This is a genomic window from Streptomyces coeruleofuscus (assembly GCF_039532725.1).
Taxonomy (GTDB): Bacteria; Actinomycetota; Actinomycetes; order Streptomycetales; family Streptomycetaceae; genus Streptomyces; species Streptomyces coeruleofuscus.
In genome coordinates, this window is record NZ_BAAASE010000002.1 from 827,647 (window position 1) to 845,166 (window position 17,520).

Sequence of the window (17,520 nt, forward strand, 5' to 3'; positions counted from 1 at the left end):
GGCCCTTCGACATCGTGCCCGGTGAGGCACTGGCGGAGGATACGAGATTCGAACTCGTGAGGGGTTGCCCCCAACACGCTTTCCAAGCGTGCGCCCTAGGCCTCTAGGCGAATCCTCCGCCAGGAACATTACATGACCCAGGGGAGTGCTCGCGAACTCGTTCCCTGCCCCCGACATCAGGTAACCTTGGCGCAGCCCCTCACGCGGCGCTATCTGACTGAACTCCCCCAGGGCCGGAAGGCAGCAAGGGTAGGTTGGCTCTGGCGGGTGCGTGGGGGGCGTTTGCGTTCCGGGCTTCCTGCGGCGGGGTCTGTTGTCAGTGGGCGCCTATAACCTCGTATGCGTGTCGTCTCTCGCTCTGTACCGCCGCTATCGCCCGGAGACCTTCGCCGAGGTCATCGGGCAGCAGCATGTCACCGACCCGTTGCAGCAGGCGCTGCGGAACAACCGGGTCAACCACGCGTACCTGTTCAGCGGGCCGCGCGGCTGTGGCAAGACGACCAGCGCGCGGATCCTGGCGCGGTGCCTGAACTGCGAGCAGGGTCCTACGCCCACGCCGTGCGGCGAGTGCCATTCGTGCCAGGACCTCGCGCGCAACGGACCCGGTTCCATCGACGTCATCGAGATCGACGCCGCTTCCCACGGTGGCGTGGACGACGCCCGTGACCTGCGCGAAAAGGCCTTCTTCGGACCTGCGCGCAGCCGGTACAAGATCTACATCATCGACGAGGCCCACATGGTCACGTCGGCCGGCTTCAACGCGCTGCTGAAGGTCGTCGAGGAGCCGCCGGAGCATCTCAAGTTCATCTTCGCGACCACCGAGCCCGAGAAGGTCATCGGGACCATCCGGTCGCGGACCCATCACTATCCGTTCCGGCTCGTCCCGCCCGGGACCCTGCGGGAGTACCTCGCCGAGGTGTGCCAGAAGGAGGCCATCCCGGTCGAGGACGGTGTCCTCCCGCTCGTCGTGCGGGCCGGTGGCGGATCCGTGCGTGACTCCATGTCCGTCATGGACCAGCTGCTGGCCGGCGCCGCCGAGGACGGTGTGACGTATGCCATGGCGACCGCCCTGCTCGGGTACACCGACGGCTCCCTCCTCGACTCGGTCGTCGAGGCCTTCGCCACCGGTGACGGGGCCGCGGCCTTCGAGGTCGTCGACCGTGTGATCGAGGGTGGGAACGATCCCCGTCGGTTCGTTACCGACCTGCTGGAACGGCTGCGCGACCTGGTGATCCTCGCCGCCGTCCCGGACGCGGCGGACAAGGGGCTCATCGACGCCCCCGCCGACGTCATCGAGCGGATGCAGGCCCAGGCCGGCACCTTCGGCGCCGCCGAGCTGAGCCGGGCCGCCGACCTCGTCAACGAGGGCTTGACCGAGATGCGCGGCGCCAACTCGCCCCGTCTCCAGCTGGAGCTGATCTGCGCCCGCGTCCTGCTCCCCGCCGCCTACGGTGACGAGCGGTCCGTCATGGCCCGCCTGGACCGGATCGAGCGCGGCGTGAACTTCTCCTCCCAGGGCCCCGCCGGCATGCCCGCCATGGGGTACGTGCCGGGGCCGGAGGGACACGGGGCAGCGGTGGCCGGTCAGGCGGCCGGTCCGGCGGCCGCTCCCGTCTCGCCCGGTGGCGGTCCGGCCGCGGCCCGGGCGGCGGTCCGTGCCTCCGGAGCGCCGGGTGGCGGGGGCCCCGGGAGCCCGGGCCCCGCGAGCCCCGGTGGTGGCGGTGGCGGTCATGCGGCGGCTTCGGGCGGGCAAGCGCATGCCCCCGCCGCGGCGGGCCAGGCTGCGCAGCAGCCGTCGGCGTCGGGTACGCCCGCTCCCGCCGAGCCCGCACCCACCTCCGCCCCCGCCGACGGCGGGCACGCCCAGCCCGCCGAGGCCCGGCCCGCCCAGCCGCCCCAGACACCACCCGCTCAGGCTCCCGCTCCCTCCGACACTCCCGCAGCCGCCTCCGCCCCGGCCCCCGGTGCCTGGCCCACCGCGGCCTCCGCAGGCAGCGGCCGTCGCCCCGGCGGCTGGCCCACGGCCGCCTCGGGCGCACCCGCACCCGCGTCGCCGCCCCCGGCAGCGAGCACGCCCGCTCCGAGCGCCCCGGCACCCAGCACCCCACCGGCGCCCTCGGACCCGGCACCTGCGGCGCCCGCCCCTGCCCCCGCCCCGGGCGGTCTCGACCCCCGCATGCTCTGGCCGAACATCCTGGAAGCGGTCAAGAACCGCCGTCGCTTCACCTGGATCCTGCTCAGCCAGAACGCCCAGGTGACCGGCTTCGACGGCACCACCCTCCAGCTCGGCTTCGTCAACGCCGGCGCGCGCGACAACTTCCTGAGCAGCGGCAGCGAGGACGTGCTGCGGCAGGCGCTGGGCGAGCAGTTCAACGTCCAGTGGAAGATCGAGGCGATCGTCGACCCCTCCGGCGGCTCCGCGCCGCAGGCCCCGGGCGGCCCTTCCGGGTTCGGAGGCGGCCAGGGCGGTCACGGCGGCGGCACCGGTGGCTACGGCGGCGGTGGCGGCTACAACGCCGGTGGTGGAGGCGGCGGTTACAACACCGGCACCGGCGGCGGTACGGCGACCGCCCAGCGCCCTGCCGCATCCCAGGCGACGGCCTCGTCCGCCTCACCCCAGCAGTCGAGCGCGCCCGCCCGCAGCTCGGCCCCGGCCCCCGCACCCACCGCCCCCGTACCCCAGCCCTCCGCCCCGCGGCCCCGGTCCGTCTCCGTCGAGGACGACATTCCCGAGGACGACGACCCCGACCTCGACGAGTCGGCGCTCTCCGGCCAGGAGCTGATCGTCCGGGAGCTGGGGGCGACGGTGGTGGAGGAGTTCTCGAACGAGCCCTGAGCCGCTCGCCCCAGGGGTCCGGTGCCGACCCCGCAAGCCCTGGCCGATCGGGTCGCCACAACCTCATTCAGAGGAACCTCCAATCCAAGATCTCCGCCTCCTTCGGCAGCCCGCACAAAGGGAACCCGCCGCTTCCCGTTAGGCTGAGCCCCGTGAAGGTCCTCGTCATCGGCAGCGGCGCCCGCGAACACGCCCTGTGCCACTCCCTGTCCCACGACCCCGACGTCACCGCGCTGCACTGCGCCCCCGGCAACGCCGGCATCGCCGAGGTCGCCGAGCTGCACCAGGTCGACGCCCTGGACGGCGCTGCCGTCACCGAGCTGGCCACGCGGCTCGGCGCCGACCTGGTGGTCGTCGGCCCGGAGGCGCCGCTGGTCGCCGGTGTCGCCGACGCCGTCCGCGAGGCCGGCATCCCGGTCTTCGGCCCGTCCGGGCAGGCGGCCCGGCTCGAGGGCTCCAAGGCCTTCGCGAAGGACGTCATGGCGACGGCCGAGGTGCCCACGGCGCGGTCGTACGTCTGCACGACCCCGGAGGAGGTCGCCACGGCCCTCGACGCCTTCGGTGCCCCGTACGTCGTCAAGGACGACGGGCTCGCCGCCGGCAAGGGCGTCGTCGTCACCGACGACCTGGAGGCGGCCAAGGCCCACGCCGCCGCCTGCGAGCGCGTGGTCATCGAGGAGTACCTCGACGGCCCGGAGGTTTCCCTGTTCGCCGTCACTGACGGTGAGACGGTCGTGCCGCTCCAGCCCGCCCAGGACTTCAAGCGCGCGCTGGACGGCGACGAGGGCCCGAACACCGGCGGCATGGGGGCGTACTCCCCGCTGCCGTGGGCCGACCCGAAGCTGGTCGACGAGGTGATGCAGACCGTCCTCCAGCCGACCGTGGACGAGATGAAGCGCCGCGGCACGCCGTTCTCCGGGCTGCTCTACGCCGGACTCGCGATCACCTCCCGCGGCGTGCGCGTGATCGAGTTCAACGCCCGCTTCGGCGACCCCGAGACCCAGGTCGTCCTGGCCCGGCTCAAGACGCCGCTGGCCGGCCTCCTCATGGCCGCGGCCACGGGCAACCTCGCCCACCTGGAGCCCCTGCGCTGGAGCGACGACGCGGCCGTCACCGTGGTCATCGCCTCGCACAACTACCCCGGCACTCCGCGCACCGGCGACCCGATCACCGGTCTCGACGAGGTCGCCGCCCAGGACGCCCCGCACGCGTACGTGCTGCACGCCGGCACCAAGCGCGACGGTGACGCGATCGTCAGCGCGGGCGGCCGCGTCCTGTCCGTCACGGCCACCGGCAAGGACCTCACCGAGGCCCGCGACCGCGCCTACACGGCCGTCGGCCGCATCCGGCTCGACGGTTCCCAGCACCGCACGGACATCGCCGCGAAGGTGGCAGGGGCGTAACCGGCAACCCCGCCCCCCGGCGACCTGCCGCCCCCCGGCACCCCGCCACCACTTGGCACCCAGCCACCACCCGGCACCCCGCCACCACCCGGCACCCAGCCACCACCCGGCACCCCGTCACCACCAGGCACCCAGCCACCACGTGGCTCCCCGCCACCATCCGGCTCCCAACCACCACCCGGCTCCCAGCCACCACCCGGCAACCCCGGATCCCGGCGTCACCGCCACCCAGCGTCACGTCACTCGTCAACCCCGCCACCTGGCGTCACACCAACGCGGGAAACCGACCCGCTCGGTGAACCTCACAGGCCCCGGATCCGTCTCAGGATCCGGGGCTTGAAGTTTTCGGAATGCCGGGCCCGATCCTCGCTGTCCGTCATCCACCTCTCCCCAAAGCCATTCCATCGAGTGACCGATGGCCTTTCCGGCTGACGGGGGGCGGAGCCCCAACTAGGGTGCGGCGCAAGCGTTCCGGCACTTGGCCCACCGGCATTGCGATGTCGGTGGCGGGTGCCACAGTGGGGGAGTGAGCAAGGACAGCGTCAGGTCAACGGGGAGGGGGTGAGGTCGGTCGTGACCGGAACGGGTGTGGAAGCAGGCGCGCAGGTCGCGCGGTCCCGGGCGCTAATCGTGCTGCGCATGCGCAGCCGCGCGCTGGCCATCGCTCTGCTGCCCGCCGCCGTCGCCGTGATCCTGCTCGCGGGCGCCGCCACCGGCCGTCTCGTCGGACCCGGCTGGGATACCGCCCGCTGGATCCTGACGCCGGTCGCGGTTCTCGTACTGCTCGCCGCCGCGGGTATCGCCCTGGTCGTCGCCCGGGCCCGCCCGGCCATGAGCCCGACCATTCCGATCATGGAGGAGGCGGCCCCCGACCTGTACCGGATGGTGCGCGACCTCGCCGACCGGCTCGACGTCCCCGCGCCCTCCGCGATAGCGCTCACGCCGGACTGCGACAGTTGGCTGGAGGACCGCACGCACCGCGCCCACGGCCCGCCCCCCGCCGAGGAGCACGACGACATAGCCGGCGGCGGGAGACACCCGCACCGCCGTCACGCGGTCGCGCCGGTCCTCGTCATCGGCTCGCCCTTCCTGTGGTGGATGCGGGTCGGCGAGCTGCGCGCGGTCCTCGCCCCGGTCGTCGCCGGTACGGGCCCCTCGGCGCACCCGGACATAGCCGCCGCCCGGCGCTTCGTCCGGGGTCTGGACGCCGCAGTGGCCGTGGCCTCGTCGCCGCACCGCGGTCCGGTGCCCAGAGCCGTGCTGGCCGGTGTCGGATGGGTGGCCCGGCTTCTGTTGCGCAGTTGCCGAGTGCACGCCGCCGAGATGGAGCGGGGTGTGGCGGCCGCGGCCGCGGAGCGTGCACAGGCTGTGGATTACGGACTGCGGATCGTCGCCCAGGAGCAGGTGGGCCTGGCGTACGCGGGCTGGGACCGGCTGCTGACCCGGGTCGCGCTGCCCGCCTGGCGGATGGGCCGCTGGCCGTCCCGGCTGGACGCCGGTGTGGTGGCGGCGCTCACGGAGCTGTCCCGGCGCGACCGCCTGGCCGAGGGCTTCGCGTCCCGTCTCGGCGAGCGGCCCGCCTGCGATCTGCTGGAGGAGCCGGGCACGGTCGACGAGGCCGCCTCCCTCCTCGCCGCCCGCCTCTTCCACGGCGGCCCCGCGGCGCCCGGGCCCGACTGGTCGCCGGTGGGCTGGAGCGAGTATCCGGAGGAGGTCGTGGACCGCAAGTGGCGCATAGAGGCGGCCCGTCTCCACCGCGTCCTGGACGCCATGGGTGTCCGCCCGGCCCCGGGAAGCGCGGCCGTGAGCACCGGCGGCCCGACCCTGTCCCGCGTCCTCGACCACCTGACGGACGAAGCGGATGACCCGACGGACAGAGCGGACCACCTGACAGACAGAGCGGACCCGGACCACCTGACGGACAGAGCCGGAGAAACCCACCTCACCGCTCGAAGCCCCGAACCACCTCCTGACGACGAAGAAGACCTCTCCGGCACCACCCCCCGCAGCGCCACCCTCGCCGCCCGGCTCAGCGCCGAACTGTCCCGCGAGGAGGCCACCGCGACGCCGAGCCCGTCGGCCACCGCCCCCTTCACCGCGGCCTCCTCGTCCACCGGCTCCCCGGCCACCCCGGACCCCGCCGCCCTCTGGGACGACCGGACCCTCCCTCTCTTCCCCCTCCAGCCCCCGCGGACCGCCCGAGAACTGCTCGCCGATCACCTCACGGCGATGATCTGCTGCGCGGCGATGGACACCGCGGGTGCGACACCGGGCCTGGACTGGCTGGACGGCCCGACCCTCCTCCACAACGGCGAACGCGCCGCCGACCTCGCACCCAAGATCCTCATCCTGATCGAGGACGGCGACTCCACGCCCCTGCGGGCCTGGCTGGCCGAGCTGGGGATACGTCCCGAGAAGCCGGTCCGGCTCGTCTGACCGCCGGAGCACCCGCTTCCGCTTCTGGCCAATTCGAAACGAACAGTAACGAAGTGCGCGCGTTATGTGATGTGCTTGGACCGTTCGCGTGCATGGCAAGGGCTTGCGACATACGACAAACACATGAGCGTGACGCAACCGCACAGCCCCCAGAGCACGGCACAGGCCGCAGAACACCGCACAGACGCGGACGACACCGCACACACCACATCAGCACGCACCACCACGGGGGCGAAGGGGAGGGGAAGCAACCATGGGCTCGGAGCAGATCCACCGCTGGGAGTCGGGAGCGCTGGCGCACGCCGTGACGGATCCCTTCGGGCTGGGCCCCGTTCCGTGGCTGCGCGGAAACGTGACGTACTTCGACGACACCGGTCAGGTCGTCCCCTGGTACGTGGACCAGGACCCGGCCCACGCCGCGAAGGGCAGCCGCTCCGGCGGCCCCCGCGCGGCCGACGACGTCCACCGCCAGATCAAGGGCTTCACCTCCACCGGCGCTGTCGCGCCCGGCGAGGCCATCGACTTCCACATCACCGTCGACCCGCCGCAGGAGTTCGGCGTCGACATCTACCGCATCGGCCACTACGGCGGTGACGGCGCCGCGAAGATCACCACGAGCCCGCGCCTGTCCGGCATCGTGCAGCCCCCGCCGCTCACGGCGGACCGTACGGTTTCCTGCCACCACTGGTGGCTGTCCTGGCGGCTCCAGGTCCCGTCGTACTGGAACATCGGGGCGTACGTCGCCGTCCTCACCACCGCAGGCGGCTACCGCTCCCACGTCCCCTTCACGGTCCGCCACGACCAGCCCGCCGACCTGCTCCTCGTCCTGCCCGACATCACCTGGCAGGCGTACAACCTCTACCCGGAGGACGGCCGCACCGGCGCCAGCCTCTACCACGCCTGGGACGAGAAGGGCCGTTTACTGGGCGAGGCCGAGGCGGCCACCACGGTCTCCTTCGACCGCCCGTACGCGGGCGCCGGCCTCCCCATGCACATCGGCCACGCCTACGACTTCATCCGCTGGGCCGAGCGCTACGGCTACGACGTCGCCTACGCCACCGCCGGTGACCTGCACGCGGGCCGCGTCGACCCCGCCCGCTACCGCGGCCTGGTCTTCCCGGGCCACGACGAGTACTGGTCGGCCCCGATGCGCGCTGCCGTCGAGCTCGCCCGCGACGCCGGCACCTCGCTCGTCTTCCTCTCCGCCAACTCCATGTACTGGCAGGTGGAACTGGGCCCCTCCCCGTCCGGCGTCCCCGACCGCCTGCTGACCTGCCGCAAGCGCAGGGGGCCGGGCAAGCCGGTGCTGTGGCGGGAGGTCGACCGGGCGGAGCAGCAGCTCATCGGCATCCAGTACGCCGGCCCCGTCCCCGAGCCGCATCCGCTGATCGTGCGCAACGCCGGCCACTGGCTGTGGGAGGCGACCGGGGCGCACGAGGGGGACGAGATCGAGGGCCTGGTGGCGGGCGAGGCCGACCGCTACTACCCGCGCACCCCGCTGCCCGAGCACGAGGAGCGCGTGCTGCTCGCCCACTCGCCGTACACCGACAAGGAGGGCGCGCCCCGCCACCAGGAGACGTCGCTGTACCGCGCCCCCTCCGGCGCCTGGGTCTTCGCGTCCGGAACGTTCGCCTGGACCCCGGCCCTGGACCGCCCCGGCCACGTCGACGCCCGCGTTCAGCGGGCCACCGCAAACCTCCTGGACCGCATCTGCAAACGCGACTGACCCACTGTCCGGGATCAGCCCCGCATACGGGAGAATCAACCCCAATGGACAGAACCACGGGGAGGAACCGTGTCCGGATTCGTAGAAAAGCCTGAGCCGATCCAGGTTCCGGGCCTGGTGCACCTGCACACCGGAAAGGTGCGCGAGCTGTACCAGAACGAGGCGGGCGACCTCGTGATGGTCGCCAGCGACCGCATCTCCGCATTCGACTGGGTGCTGCCGACCGAGATCCCCGACAAGGGCCGGGTCCTCACGCAGCTCTCCCTGTGGTGGTTCGACCAGCTCGCGGACCTGGTCCCCAACCACGTCCTGAGCACGGAACTGCCCGCGGGCGCCCCCGCCGACTGGGCGGGGCGCACGCTCGTCTGCAAGTCGCTCCAGATGGTGCCCGTGGAGTGCGTGGCCCGCGGCTACCTGACCGGCTCGGGCCTGGTCGAGTACAACGAGTCCCGCACGGTCTGCGGCCTCGCCCTCCCGGAGGGCCTGGTCGACGGCAGTGAACTGCCCGCCCCGATCTTCACCCCGGCCACCAAGGCCGCCGTCGGCGAGCACGACGAGAACGTCTCCTACGAGGAGGTCGCCCGCCAGGTCGGCGCCGACACCGCCGCCCGGCTGCGCCAGGCGACCCTCGCCGTCTACTCCCGGGGGCGGGACATCGCCCGCGACCGGGGCATCATCCTCGCGGACACGAAGTTCGAGTTCGGCTTCGACGGCGACTCCCTGGTCCTCGCGGACGAGGTCCTGACCGCGGACTCCTCCCGCTTCTGGCCGGCCGACCAGTGGCAGCCGGGCCGCGCGCAGCCGTCGTACGACAAGCAGTACGTCCGCGACTGGCTGACCTCGGCGGAGTCCGGCTGGGACCGCAAGAGCGAGCAGCCGCCGCCCGCGCTGCCGCAGGAGGTCGTCGAGGCCACCCGCGCCAAGTACGTGGAGGCGTACGAGCGCCTGACCGGCACGAGCTGGTCGTAGGACGCTGGATTCAGGACACAGAGAAGCCCCCCGGCCGGAACCGGGGGGCTTCTCGCTGGAGCGAACGACGAGGTTCGAACTCGCGACCTCAACCTTGGCAAGGTTGCGCTCTACCAACTGAGCTACGTTCGCATGCGCCGTGGCGCGAGAACCACTATACCCAACCTCGCTCCCGCGCGAGCCGCACCGCGGCATGCCGGTTCTCCGCCCCGAGCTTCGACACGGCCGACGACAGGTAGTTCCGCACGGTCCCCTGCGACAGCGCGGCCCGCTCGGCGATCTCCGCCACGGGGGCACCGTCGGCGGCGAGTTCCAGCACCTCCGCCTCCCGGGCGGTCAGCGGCGAGTCCCCCGCGGCGATCGCGTCGGCGGCCAACTCCGGGTCGACATAACGGTTCCCGGCGTGCACCGTGCGAATGAGCTCGGCGAGCCGCTGCGCGCTCACGGTCTTCGGCACGAACCCCCGCACCCCGGCCTCCAGCGCCCGCTTCAGATGCCCGGGCCGCCCGTGGCTGGTGACGATGAGCACCTTGCAGCCGGGCAGTTCGGTGCGCAGGGATGTGGCGACCTTCACACCGTCGGCGCCGGGCATCTGGAGATCCAGTACGGCGACGTCGGGCTTGTGGGCCCGGGCCATCGCCAGCGCCTCCGGCCCGGTGGCCGCCTCGGCGACGACCGTGAGGTCGTCCTCCAGCGACAGCAGCGCGGCGAGCGCCCCCCGGATGAGGTGCTCGTCGTCGGCGAGCAGCAACCGGACCGGCTCCACGGCCGTCATGGCGTGACCTCACTCATGGATCGCACAGGGGCGACGGACCCGGAAGGAGCGGACCCCGGCGATGCGGCCCCCGACGGCAGCGGAATCTCCGCCGTCAGCCGGAACAGCCCCTTGCCCCCGGGCCCGGCCTCCAGTGTCCCGTCGATCTCCGCCAGCCGCTCCCGCAGCCCGGCGAGCCCGGAGCCGGACGACCCGGACGACCCGCCCCCGGCCTCGGTGACCCCGTCGTTCTCCACGGACAACACCACGCGCCCCTCCGATATCCGCAGTCTCACCGCACACCGCCGTGCGTCCCCGTGCCGCAGGACGTTCGTGGCGGCTTCCCGCACCACCCATCCCAGGGCGGACTGCACCGCGACCGGCAGCCCCGCCGCCGGCGCCCCGCTCATCGTGCAGTCGATACCGGCCGCGGTCAGCACGCCCTGCGCACCGGCGAGTTCCGAGGCGAGGTCGGCCTCCCGGTAGCCCCGGACGACCTCGCGTACCTCCCGCTGCGACTCCTGCGCGAGCCGCTGCACCTCGACCATCTGCGCCACGGCCTCCGGCCGGTCCCGCTGGGCGAGCTGCACGGCCAGTTCGCTCTTGAGGGCGATGACGGCGAGGTTCCGTCCCATGACGTCGTGCAGATCCCGCCCGAACCTCAGCCGCTCCTCGGCGACGGCGAGCCGGGACCGGGTCTCACGTGCCTCGTCGAGTTCGTAGACGATGTTGAGCAGCCACACCGAGACGACGGCCGTGAAGGCGACGAGCCCGCCGCCGAACAGAACCGTCACCGACGCCAAGAGCGATTCGCCCGCAGGCGCGCCCCGGGTGAAGGCCACGATCCATGAGGCCGCGCCGAAGGCCCCGACGACGGCGAACACGCGCTTCCGCTCACGGATGCCGAGTGCGATGATGCCAACCCCGACGATGACGACCACCCCGAAGGCCCCGCCCACGGCGGCGTCCACGCTCTCGCTGTCCGGTCCGCGTTCCGCGACGGCGATCGCGGTGACGCCCACCGCGGCGGTGACGGCGGCCAGCGACCACAGCAGTCCGACGGGCTGGGGCCGCCTGCCCCGCGTCCAGTCCAGCGCCCGCGACACGGTGACGAAGCAGAGCGCGGCGTGCACGCCCGCCGTCAGCAGCAGGGCGGCCCCCACCCACCCTCCCAACGGGATCAGGGCCGTGAGCCCGATCGTCACGAACTCGAGCACCGCGAAGAAGTGGAACGACCCCCGGGTGTACGTCTCGACCTTCTCCGGCGTGCTCTGCCGCCGCCACCACCCGCCCGGCCCCCGCATCAGCCCGTCACTCCCCCTCCGGTCAACGCCGCGGTTCCCAGCGGAACCACCGTCGTACAGCAAACACGGCGATGACGATCCAGGCCACCGCCGTCGCGACGGCGCCCAGCGCCTCGTACGCCGACAGGTCGCCGGTCCAGCCGCCGCGCACCAGGGTGACGACGGGCGTCAGCGGCAGCAGTTCGCAGACGGAGGCCACCCGGTCGGGCAACAGCTCCAGCGGGAAGAACATGCCGGAGCCCATCATCGAGATGATCATCAGTGGCATGGGCGTGACCTGGGCGCTCTCGCCGGTCCTGGTGAAGCTCGCGGTGGCGGCCGCCAGCGCGGCGCACATCACGAGCCCCAACAGCAGGCCGGCGACGGCCAGATGCGGCGCGGGCGGCGCGGACAGGTCCAGCAGGACCGAGCAGCCCACCGCCAGCAGCAGGCACTGCACGAGCCCGGTGAGAACGGCCGGCAGCGCGGAACCGGCCAGGATCTCGACGTCCTTCAGCTCACCGGTGCGCAGCCGCTTGAGGACGAGTTCCTCACGCCGGACGACGAGGGTTCCGACGAGCACCGAGTAGACGGCGAACAGCAGGGAGAAACCGACCGAGGCGGGCAGCACCAGGGTGCCGGTGCTCAGCCCGGCTTCGGCGAGGTCCATCTCCTTGGACAGCTGCGATGTGCTGACCGGCAGCACCAGCGGTGCGAACAGCGCGGCGACGAGCGCGCCCTTGGTACGCCCGAGCAGGGTCATCTCGGCACGGGCGAGTGCCGTCATCCGGCTCAGTGGAGTGGTCGCCGCCCGCGCCGGGCGGGTCGTCGCGTGGGTGGCGCTCATGCCGCGTACTCCTTCGTCGTCATCCCCATGGCCTGCTCCGCGGAGACGTTCTTGGCGATGCCGAGGAACGCCTCTTCCAGGGAGGCCGACCGCACGTCCAGGCGGCGCAGCTCCACCCGGGCCTGCGCGGCCCACATCAGCAGCCCGGTGGCCGTCCGCTGCAGTTCATGGGTGCGGAGCCGGATGATCCGGCCGTCGGTCTCGTGTCCGGTCACGCCCAGCTCGCCGAGCGGTGGGAGGTCGCCGGCGAAGTAGCCCTCGGGCAGCTCGAAGGAGATCCGCGACGGTTCGGATGCGGTCACCTCGGCCGGGGTCCCGGTGGTGGCGATGCGTCCCTCGTGCATGATCGCCAGCCGGTCGGCGAGGTTCTCCGCCTCCTCCAGGTAGTGCGTGGTCAGCAGCACCGTCGTACCGCCGTCGCGCAGCGCGCTCACCAACTCCCAGGTGTCGCGGCGGCCCTCCGCGTCGAGGCCGGTGGTCGGCTCGTCCAGGAAGAGCACTTCGGGGTCGCCGAGCAGCGCGAGCGCCAGATCCAGCCGGCGCCGCTGGCCTCCGGACAACTGCTTGACCCGGATGCCGGCCTTCGACTCCAGCCCGACCAGCGCCAGGACCTCCGCCGGTGGCCTGGCCCCGCTCACACACCCCGCCCACATCCGCGCGGTCTCCGCGACGGTCAGCTCGGACGGGAAGCCGCCTTCCTGGAGCATCACGCCGGTGCGGGGCCGTACGACGGCCCGGTCGGTGTACGGGTCGTGCCCGAGGACCCGTACCCGGCCGTCCGCCGGTGCCGCGAGTCCCTCCAGCACTTCCACCGTCGATGTCTTGCCCGCGCCGTTGGTGCCCAGCAGGGCGAAGATCTCCCCGCGCCGTACGGAAAAGCTGATTCCGCTTACCGCCTCGAACCCGCCCCCGTACACACGCCGCAGGTCAGTGACCTCAATCACGTGTTCGTGTCCGTTGTTTTCCATGCCTTCAGCGTCCCGGCCGCGCGGCTCCGGGAGCAGTGCGCGCTGTCATCACTCGGCATGACAAATGTCAGGAGCAAGGATCAGGGACGAGGAACGCAAACACGAAGAAGACCCCGGTCCATCAGGACCGGGGTCTCATTCCCGAGCGGACGACGAGGCTCGAACTCGCGACCTCAACCTTGGCAAGGTTGCGCTCTACCAACTGAGCTACGTCCGCATTTGCTCCCGACCGGCTCTCACCGATCGGTGCGGGCACCAGCCTACCTGATCCACAAGAGTGGTCGGTACTGGCGATGCAGAGCGGGTGACAGGAATCGCACACTGCGCCTTCCCCCTGGAAGGGGGATGTTCTACTACTGAACTACACCCGCATGTTTCCGTGAGCTGGGCCTTTCGGCCTCGCCCCTCGGCGTGCTCCAGACTCTAGCTGATCAGCCGGGGTGCTGCGCAAGTCGGTTGCCGCGAGGGGCGGGTGACCGGTCGTCCGCCCGGCCTCACCGGGCCGTCACTGCGCGGCGGTGAACGCCTCGTAGACCCTCTTGGGGATGCGCCCGCGCGCGGGGACCTCCATCTTGTGGGCCTGGGCCCAGGCCCGCACGGCCGACGGGTCGGGGGCGACCTCCGTCTGCCGGTATGCCCTGCCCGAGCGGGACCGCTTGCGGCCGGCCTCCACGTAGGGCGCGAGCGCCTTCCGCAGTTCACCGGCATTGACTTCGTTCAGGTCGATCTCGTACGACTTGCCGTCCAGTCCGAAGGCGATCGTTTCCGCCGCTTCCGAGCCGTCGATGTCGTCAAAGAGAGTGACCACGACCTTCTGCGCCACGAATATCGGTCCCTTCCTGCGGCACTTGCCAATTCATTTCTACAGTGCCTGACAATGCAATGTGAAACCCGACTAAATCTGTCCGCGTGTCCGAACGCAATAGGTTTCGGGTGTCGACCCGGAATCTTTCCCGGAAATTTTCGTGTGGGGGCCGGTCGATGCAGGATCGTGATGACCGTCACGTAGATTCCTACAAGTCGACGCGCGTAGAAATTTTGTGCGGGTAGTCTGAAGGAACCTGCTCAGCACCACACACCGGGAGTGCCAGTGGCACGCGTCGTAGTCGACGTCATGCTCAAGCCGGAGATCCTCGACCCCCAGGGCCAGGCGGTGCAGCGCGCACTGCCGCGGCTGGGTTTCGAAGGGATCTCGGACGTCCGCCAGGGAAAGCGTTTCGAACTGGAAGTTGACGGGCCGGTCGACGAGGCCGCCCTCGCCCGCATTCACGATCTTGCGGAGTCGTTCCTCGCGAACACCGTGATCGAGGACTTCACGGTCCGGGTCGAGGAAGTCGCGGAGGCCGTGAAGTGACCGCTCGTATTGGCGTCGTCACTTTCCCCGGCAGTCTGGACGACCGGGACACCCAGCGCGCGATCCGGCTCGCGGGCGCCGAGCCGGTCGCCCTGTGGCACAAGGACAAGGACCTCAAGCAGGTCGACGCCGTGGTGCTGTGCGGCGGTTTCTCCTACGGCGACTATCTGCGCGCCGGGGCCATCGCCCGTTTCTCGCCGGTCATGGAGCCGCTCATCGAGCAGGCGAAGACCGGCCTCCCGGTCCTCGGCATCTGCAACGGCTTCCAGATCCTCACCGAGGCCCACCTGCTGCCCGGCACGATGCTGCGCAACAACCACCTGCACTTCATCTGCCGTGACCAGAAGCTGCGCGTGGAGAACGCCGAGACGGCCTGGACCAGCGACTACACCGCCGGCCAGGAGATCCACATCCCGCTGAAGAACATCGACGGGCAGTACGTCGCCGACCAGCACACGCTGGACACACTGGAGTCCGAGGGCCGGGTCGCCTTCCGGTACCTGGACGTCAACCCCAACGGCTCGAACAACGACATCGCGGGTGTCACCAACGAGGCCGGCAACGTCGTGGGCCTCATGCCGCACCCCGAGCACGCCGTCGAGCCGCTGATCGGTACCGGTCGTACCGACGGTCTCCCGTTCTTCACCTCGATCCTCAAGAAGCTGGTCAACGCATGAGCCGGACGCCTCTGGACACGGTCGAGCACGCGGCCGCGACCCCCGACGTCGAGCTGCCCTGGGCCGAACTGGGCCTGAAGAAGGACGAGTACGAGCGCGTGGTCGAGATCCTCGGCCGCCGGCCCACCGGTGCCGAGCTCGCCATGTACTCGGTGATGTGGTCGGAGCACTGCTCGTACAAGAGCAGCAAGGTGCACCTGCGCCAGTTCGGCGAGAAGGCACCCGAGAACGACGCCATGCTCGTCGGCATCGGCGAGAACGCCGGTGTGGTGGACGTCGGCCAGGGTTACGCGGTCACCTTCAAGGTCGAGTCGCACAACCACCCGTCGTACGTCGAGCCCTACCAGGGAGCGGCCACCGGTGTCGGCGGCATCGTCCGCGACATCATCGCCATGGGCGCCCGCCCGGTCGCCGTCGTCGACCCGCTGCGCTTCGGCGCCGCCGACCACCCCGACACCAAGCGCGTCCTGCCGGGTGTCGTCGCGGGCATCGGCGGCTACGGCAACTGCCTGGGCCTGCCCAACATCGGCGGCGAGGTCGTCTTCGACTCCTGCTACCAGGGCAACCCGCTGGTCAACGCCGGGTGCATCGGTGTGATGCGGCACGAGGACATCCACCTCGCGAAGGCGTCCGGCGCGGGCAACAAGGTCATCCTGTACGGGGCCCGGACCGGCGGCGACGGCATCGGCGGCGCGTCGATCCTGGCCTCCGAGACCTTCGACGACGCCAAGCCCTCGAAGCGCCCGGCCGTCCAGGTCGGCGACCCCTTCCAGGAGAAGCTCCTCATCGAGTGCACCCTGGAGGCCTTCCGGGAGAAGCTCGTCGTCGGCATCCAGGACCTCGGCGCGGCCGGCCTGTCCTGCGCCACCTCCGAGCTCGCCTCGAACGGCTCCGGCGGCATGCGCGTGACGCTGGACGACGTCCCCCTGCGCGACTCGACGCTCTCGCCCGAGGAGATCCTCATGAGCGAGTCGCAGGAGCGCATGTGCGCGGTCGTCGAGCCGGAGAAGGTCGACCGCTTCCTGGAGATCTGCGAGAAGTGGGACGTCATCGCCACGGTCATCGGTGAGGTGACCGACGGCGACCGCCTGGAGATCTACTGGCACGGCGGCAAGATCGTCGACGTCGACCCGCGCACGGTGGCCCACGAGGGCCCGGTCTACGAGCGCCCGTACGCCCGGCCGTCCTGGCAGGACGCCCTCCAGGCGGACGACGCGAACAAGCTGCCGCGGCCGGCGACGAGCGAGGAGCTGAAGGACCAGGTCCTGAAGCTCGTCGGCTCCCCGAACCAGGCCTCCAAGTCCTGGATCACCTCCCAGTACGACCACTTCGTGCAGGGCAACACGGTCCTCGCCCAGCCCGAGGACTCCGGCATGATCCGGATCGACGAGGAGACCGGCCTCGGCGTGGCCCTGGCCACCGACGGCAACGGCCGGTACGCCAAGCTCGACCCGTACACGGGCGCGCAGCTCGCGCTGGCGGAGGCCTACCGCAACGTCGCCACCACCGGCGCCAAGCCGCTGGCCGTCTCCGACTGCCTGAACTTCGGCTCGCCCGAGGACCCGGCGGTGATGTGGCAGTTCGCGGAGGCCGTGCGCGGCCTGGCGGACGCCTGCCAGCAGCTCGGCACGCCGGTCACCGGCGGCAACGTGTCCCTCTACAACCAGACGGGCGAGGCGGCCATCCACCCGACCCCGGTCGTCGCGGTCCTGGGCGTCATCGACGACGTCGCCCGCCGCACCCCGGTCGCCTTCCAGGAGGAGGGCCAGCTGCTGTACCTCCTCGGCGACACGCGTGAGGAGTTCGGCGGCTCGGCCTGGTCGCAGGTCGTCCACGACCACCTCGGCGGCCTCCCCCCGAAGGTCGACCTGGAGCGCGAGCGTCTGCTCGCCGAGATCCTGATCGCCGCCTCCCGCGACGGCATGATCGACTCCGCGCACGACCTTTCCGACGGCGGTCTGATCCAGGCGGTCGTCGAGTCGGCGCTGCTCGGCGGCAAGGGCGCCCGCCTGATCGTCCCGGACGGTCTGGACGCCTTCACCTTCCTCTTCTCCGAGTCGGCGGGCCGCGCGGTCGTGGCCGTGCCGCGTTCGGAGGAGGTCCGCTTCAACGACATGTGCGGCGCGCGGGGCCTGCCGGCCACCCGCATCGGTGTCGTGGACGGCGACTCTGTGGACGTCCAGGGCGAGTTCACGCTCTCCCTGTCCGAGCTGCGCGAGATCCACGAGGGGACGATCCCGGCGCTGCTGGCGTAGCGCCCGAGGCAG

General features: G+C 71.5%; 13 protein-coding genes, 4 tRNA genes and 1 other RNA gene. 9 read left to right on the top strand and 9 right to left on the bottom strand.

What is annotated here, in order from left to right; all coding sequences use genetic code 11:
- Positions 1 to 30: 30 nt before the first annotated feature.
- Positions 31 to 118 (bottom strand) — tRNA-Ser (locus ABFX81_RS10935).
- Between the two features lie 72 nt (positions 119 to 190).
- Here ABFX81_RS10935 and ffs point away from each other — a divergent pair.
- The 6 genes from ffs to ABFX81_RS10965 all read left to right on the top strand — a co-directional run bounded on the left by ffs (position 191) and on the right by ABFX81_RS10965 (position 9,370).
- An RNA gene (ffs, locus tag ABFX81_RS10940) (signal recognition particle sRNA small type) lies at positions 191 to 289 on the top strand.
- A 54-nt stretch (positions 290 to 343) separates the two neighbouring features.
- Positions 344 to 2,836, top strand: coding sequence for a DNA polymerase III subunit gamma and tau (locus tag ABFX81_RS10945; RefSeq protein ID WP_346137969.1), 2,493 nt, complete (start codon positions 344 to 346; stop codon positions 2,834 to 2,836).
- A gap of 152 nt (positions 2,837 to 2,988) precedes the next feature.
- The gene (gene purD, locus ABFX81_RS10950; protein ID WP_086855519.1) at positions 2,989 to 4,239 is read left to right on the top strand and encodes a phosphoribosylamine--glycine ligase; all 1,251 of its coding nucleotides are present in this window, start codon (positions 2,989 to 2,991) and stop codon (positions 4,237 to 4,239) included.
- Between the two features lie 573 nt (positions 4,240 to 4,812).
- Positions 4,813 to 6,675: a M48 family metalloprotease gene (locus tag ABFX81_RS10955; RefSeq protein WP_346137970.1), complete on the top strand. Its 1,863-nt coding sequence runs from the start codon at positions 4,813 to 4,815 to the stop codon at positions 6,673 to 6,675.
- A 253-nt stretch (positions 6,676 to 6,928) separates the two neighbouring features.
- Positions 6,929 to 8,401 carry a N,N-dimethylformamidase beta subunit family domain-containing protein gene (locus ABFX81_RS10960; RefSeq protein ID WP_086854750.1) on the top strand — a complete coding sequence of 491 codons (1,473 nt, stop codon included), beginning with the start codon at positions 6,929 to 6,931 and terminating at the stop codon, positions 8,399 to 8,401.
- Positions 8,402 to 8,470: 69 nt separating this feature from the next.
- Positions 8,471 to 9,370 carry a phosphoribosylaminoimidazolesuccinocarboxamide synthase gene (locus tag ABFX81_RS10965; RefSeq protein ID WP_086854749.1) on the top strand — a complete coding sequence of 300 codons (900 nt, stop codon included), beginning with the start codon at positions 8,471 to 8,473 and terminating at the stop codon, positions 9,368 to 9,370.
- Between the two features lie 56 nt (positions 9,371 to 9,426).
- On the opposite strand, the gene ABFX81_RS10970 is transcribed toward ABFX81_RS10965, so the two are convergent.
- From ABFX81_RS10970 to ABFX81_RS11005, 8 genes are all read right to left on the bottom strand, one after another.
- Positions 9,427 to 9,502 (bottom strand) — tRNA-Gly (locus tag ABFX81_RS10970).
- A gap of 22 nt (positions 9,503 to 9,524) precedes the next feature.
- Complete coding sequence (locus tag ABFX81_RS10975; RefSeq protein WP_086854748.1) at positions 9,525 to 10,145, bottom strand: response regulator; 621 nt, start codon at positions 10,143 to 10,145, stop codon at positions 9,525 to 9,527.
- Positions 10,142 to 11,428 (bottom strand): sensor histidine kinase, encoded by a 1,287-nt coding sequence (locus ABFX81_RS10980; protein WP_346137971.1) that lies wholly within the window; start codon positions 11,426 to 11,428, stop codon positions 10,142 to 10,144. The genes ABFX81_RS10975 and ABFX81_RS10980 overlap by 4 nt, the downstream gene beginning before the upstream one ends.
- 22 nt (positions 11,429 to 11,450) lie before the next feature.
- Complete coding sequence (locus ABFX81_RS10985) at positions 11,451 to 12,254, bottom strand: ABC transporter permease (RefSeq protein ID WP_086844870.1); 804 nt, start codon at positions 12,252 to 12,254, stop codon at positions 11,451 to 11,453.
- Positions 12,251 to 13,222, bottom strand: a complete 972-nt coding sequence (locus ABFX81_RS10990; protein WP_086844873.1) for an ATP-binding cassette domain-containing protein — start codon at positions 13,220 to 13,222, stop codon at positions 12,251 to 12,253. The genes ABFX81_RS10985 and ABFX81_RS10990 overlap by 4 nt, the downstream gene beginning before the upstream one ends.
- A gap of 144 nt (positions 13,223 to 13,366) precedes the next feature.
- Positions 13,367 to 13,439 (bottom strand) — tRNA-Gly (locus ABFX81_RS10995).
- Between the two features lie 82 nt (positions 13,440 to 13,521).
- Positions 13,522 to 13,593: transfer RNA gene (locus tag ABFX81_RS11000), tRNA-Gly, on the bottom strand.
- 134 nt (positions 13,594 to 13,727) lie between these two features.
- Entirely contained in the window at positions 13,728 to 14,045 is a 318-nt protein-coding gene (locus ABFX81_RS11005) for a histone-like nucleoid-structuring protein Lsr2 (RefSeq protein ID WP_086601717.1), read from the bottom strand.
- 267 nt (positions 14,046 to 14,312) lie between these two features.
- Between ABFX81_RS11005 and purS the strand changes: the two genes are divergently transcribed.
- Genes purS through purL form a run of 3 tightly spaced genes read left to right on the top strand, consistent with a single transcriptional unit; the run spans position 14,313 to position 17,508 of the window.
- Complete coding sequence (purS, locus tag ABFX81_RS11010) at positions 14,313 to 14,576, top strand: phosphoribosylformylglycinamidine synthase subunit PurS (protein ID WP_010045045.1); 264 nt, start codon at positions 14,313 to 14,315, stop codon at positions 14,574 to 14,576.
- Positions 14,573 to 15,253, top strand: coding sequence for a phosphoribosylformylglycinamidine synthase subunit PurQ (gene purQ, locus ABFX81_RS11015; protein ID WP_086844875.1), 681 nt, complete (start codon positions 14,573 to 14,575; stop codon positions 15,251 to 15,253). The genes purS and purQ overlap by 4 nt, the downstream gene beginning before the upstream one ends.
- Positions 15,250 to 17,508 (top strand): phosphoribosylformylglycinamidine synthase subunit PurL, encoded by a 2,259-nt coding sequence (gene purL, locus ABFX81_RS11020; protein ID WP_086844877.1) that lies wholly within the window; start codon positions 15,250 to 15,252, stop codon positions 17,506 to 17,508. Before purQ ends, purL begins: the two co-directional genes overlap by 4 nt.
- The last annotated feature ends 12 nt before the right edge of the window (positions 17,509 to 17,520 follow it).

Excerpts from the sequence above, each read along its gene's own strand:
- ABFX81_RS10985 (WP_086844870.1), bottom strand. The coding sequence starts at position 12,254 with ATGAGCGCCACCCACGCGACGACCCGCCCGGCGCGGGCGGCGACCACT.
- purL (WP_086844877.1), top strand. The coding sequence starts at position 15,250 with ATGAGCCGGACGCCTCTGGACACGGTCGAGCACGCGGCCGCGACCCCC.
- ABFX81_RS10980 (WP_346137971.1), bottom strand. The coding sequence starts at position 11,428 with ATGCGGGGGCCGGGCGGGTGGTGGCGGCGGCAGAGCACGCCGGAGAAG.
- ABFX81_RS10975 (WP_086854748.1), bottom strand. The coding sequence starts at position 10,145 with ATGACGGCCGTGGAGCCGGTCCGGTTGCTGCTCGCCGACGACGAGCAC.
- ABFX81_RS10960 (WP_086854750.1), top strand. The coding sequence starts at position 6,929 with ATGGGCTCGGAGCAGATCCACCGCTGGGAGTCGGGAGCGCTGGCGCAC.
- ABFX81_RS10990 (WP_086844873.1), bottom strand. The coding sequence starts at position 13,222 with ATGGAAAACAACGGACACGAACACGTGATTGAGGTCACTGACCTGCGG.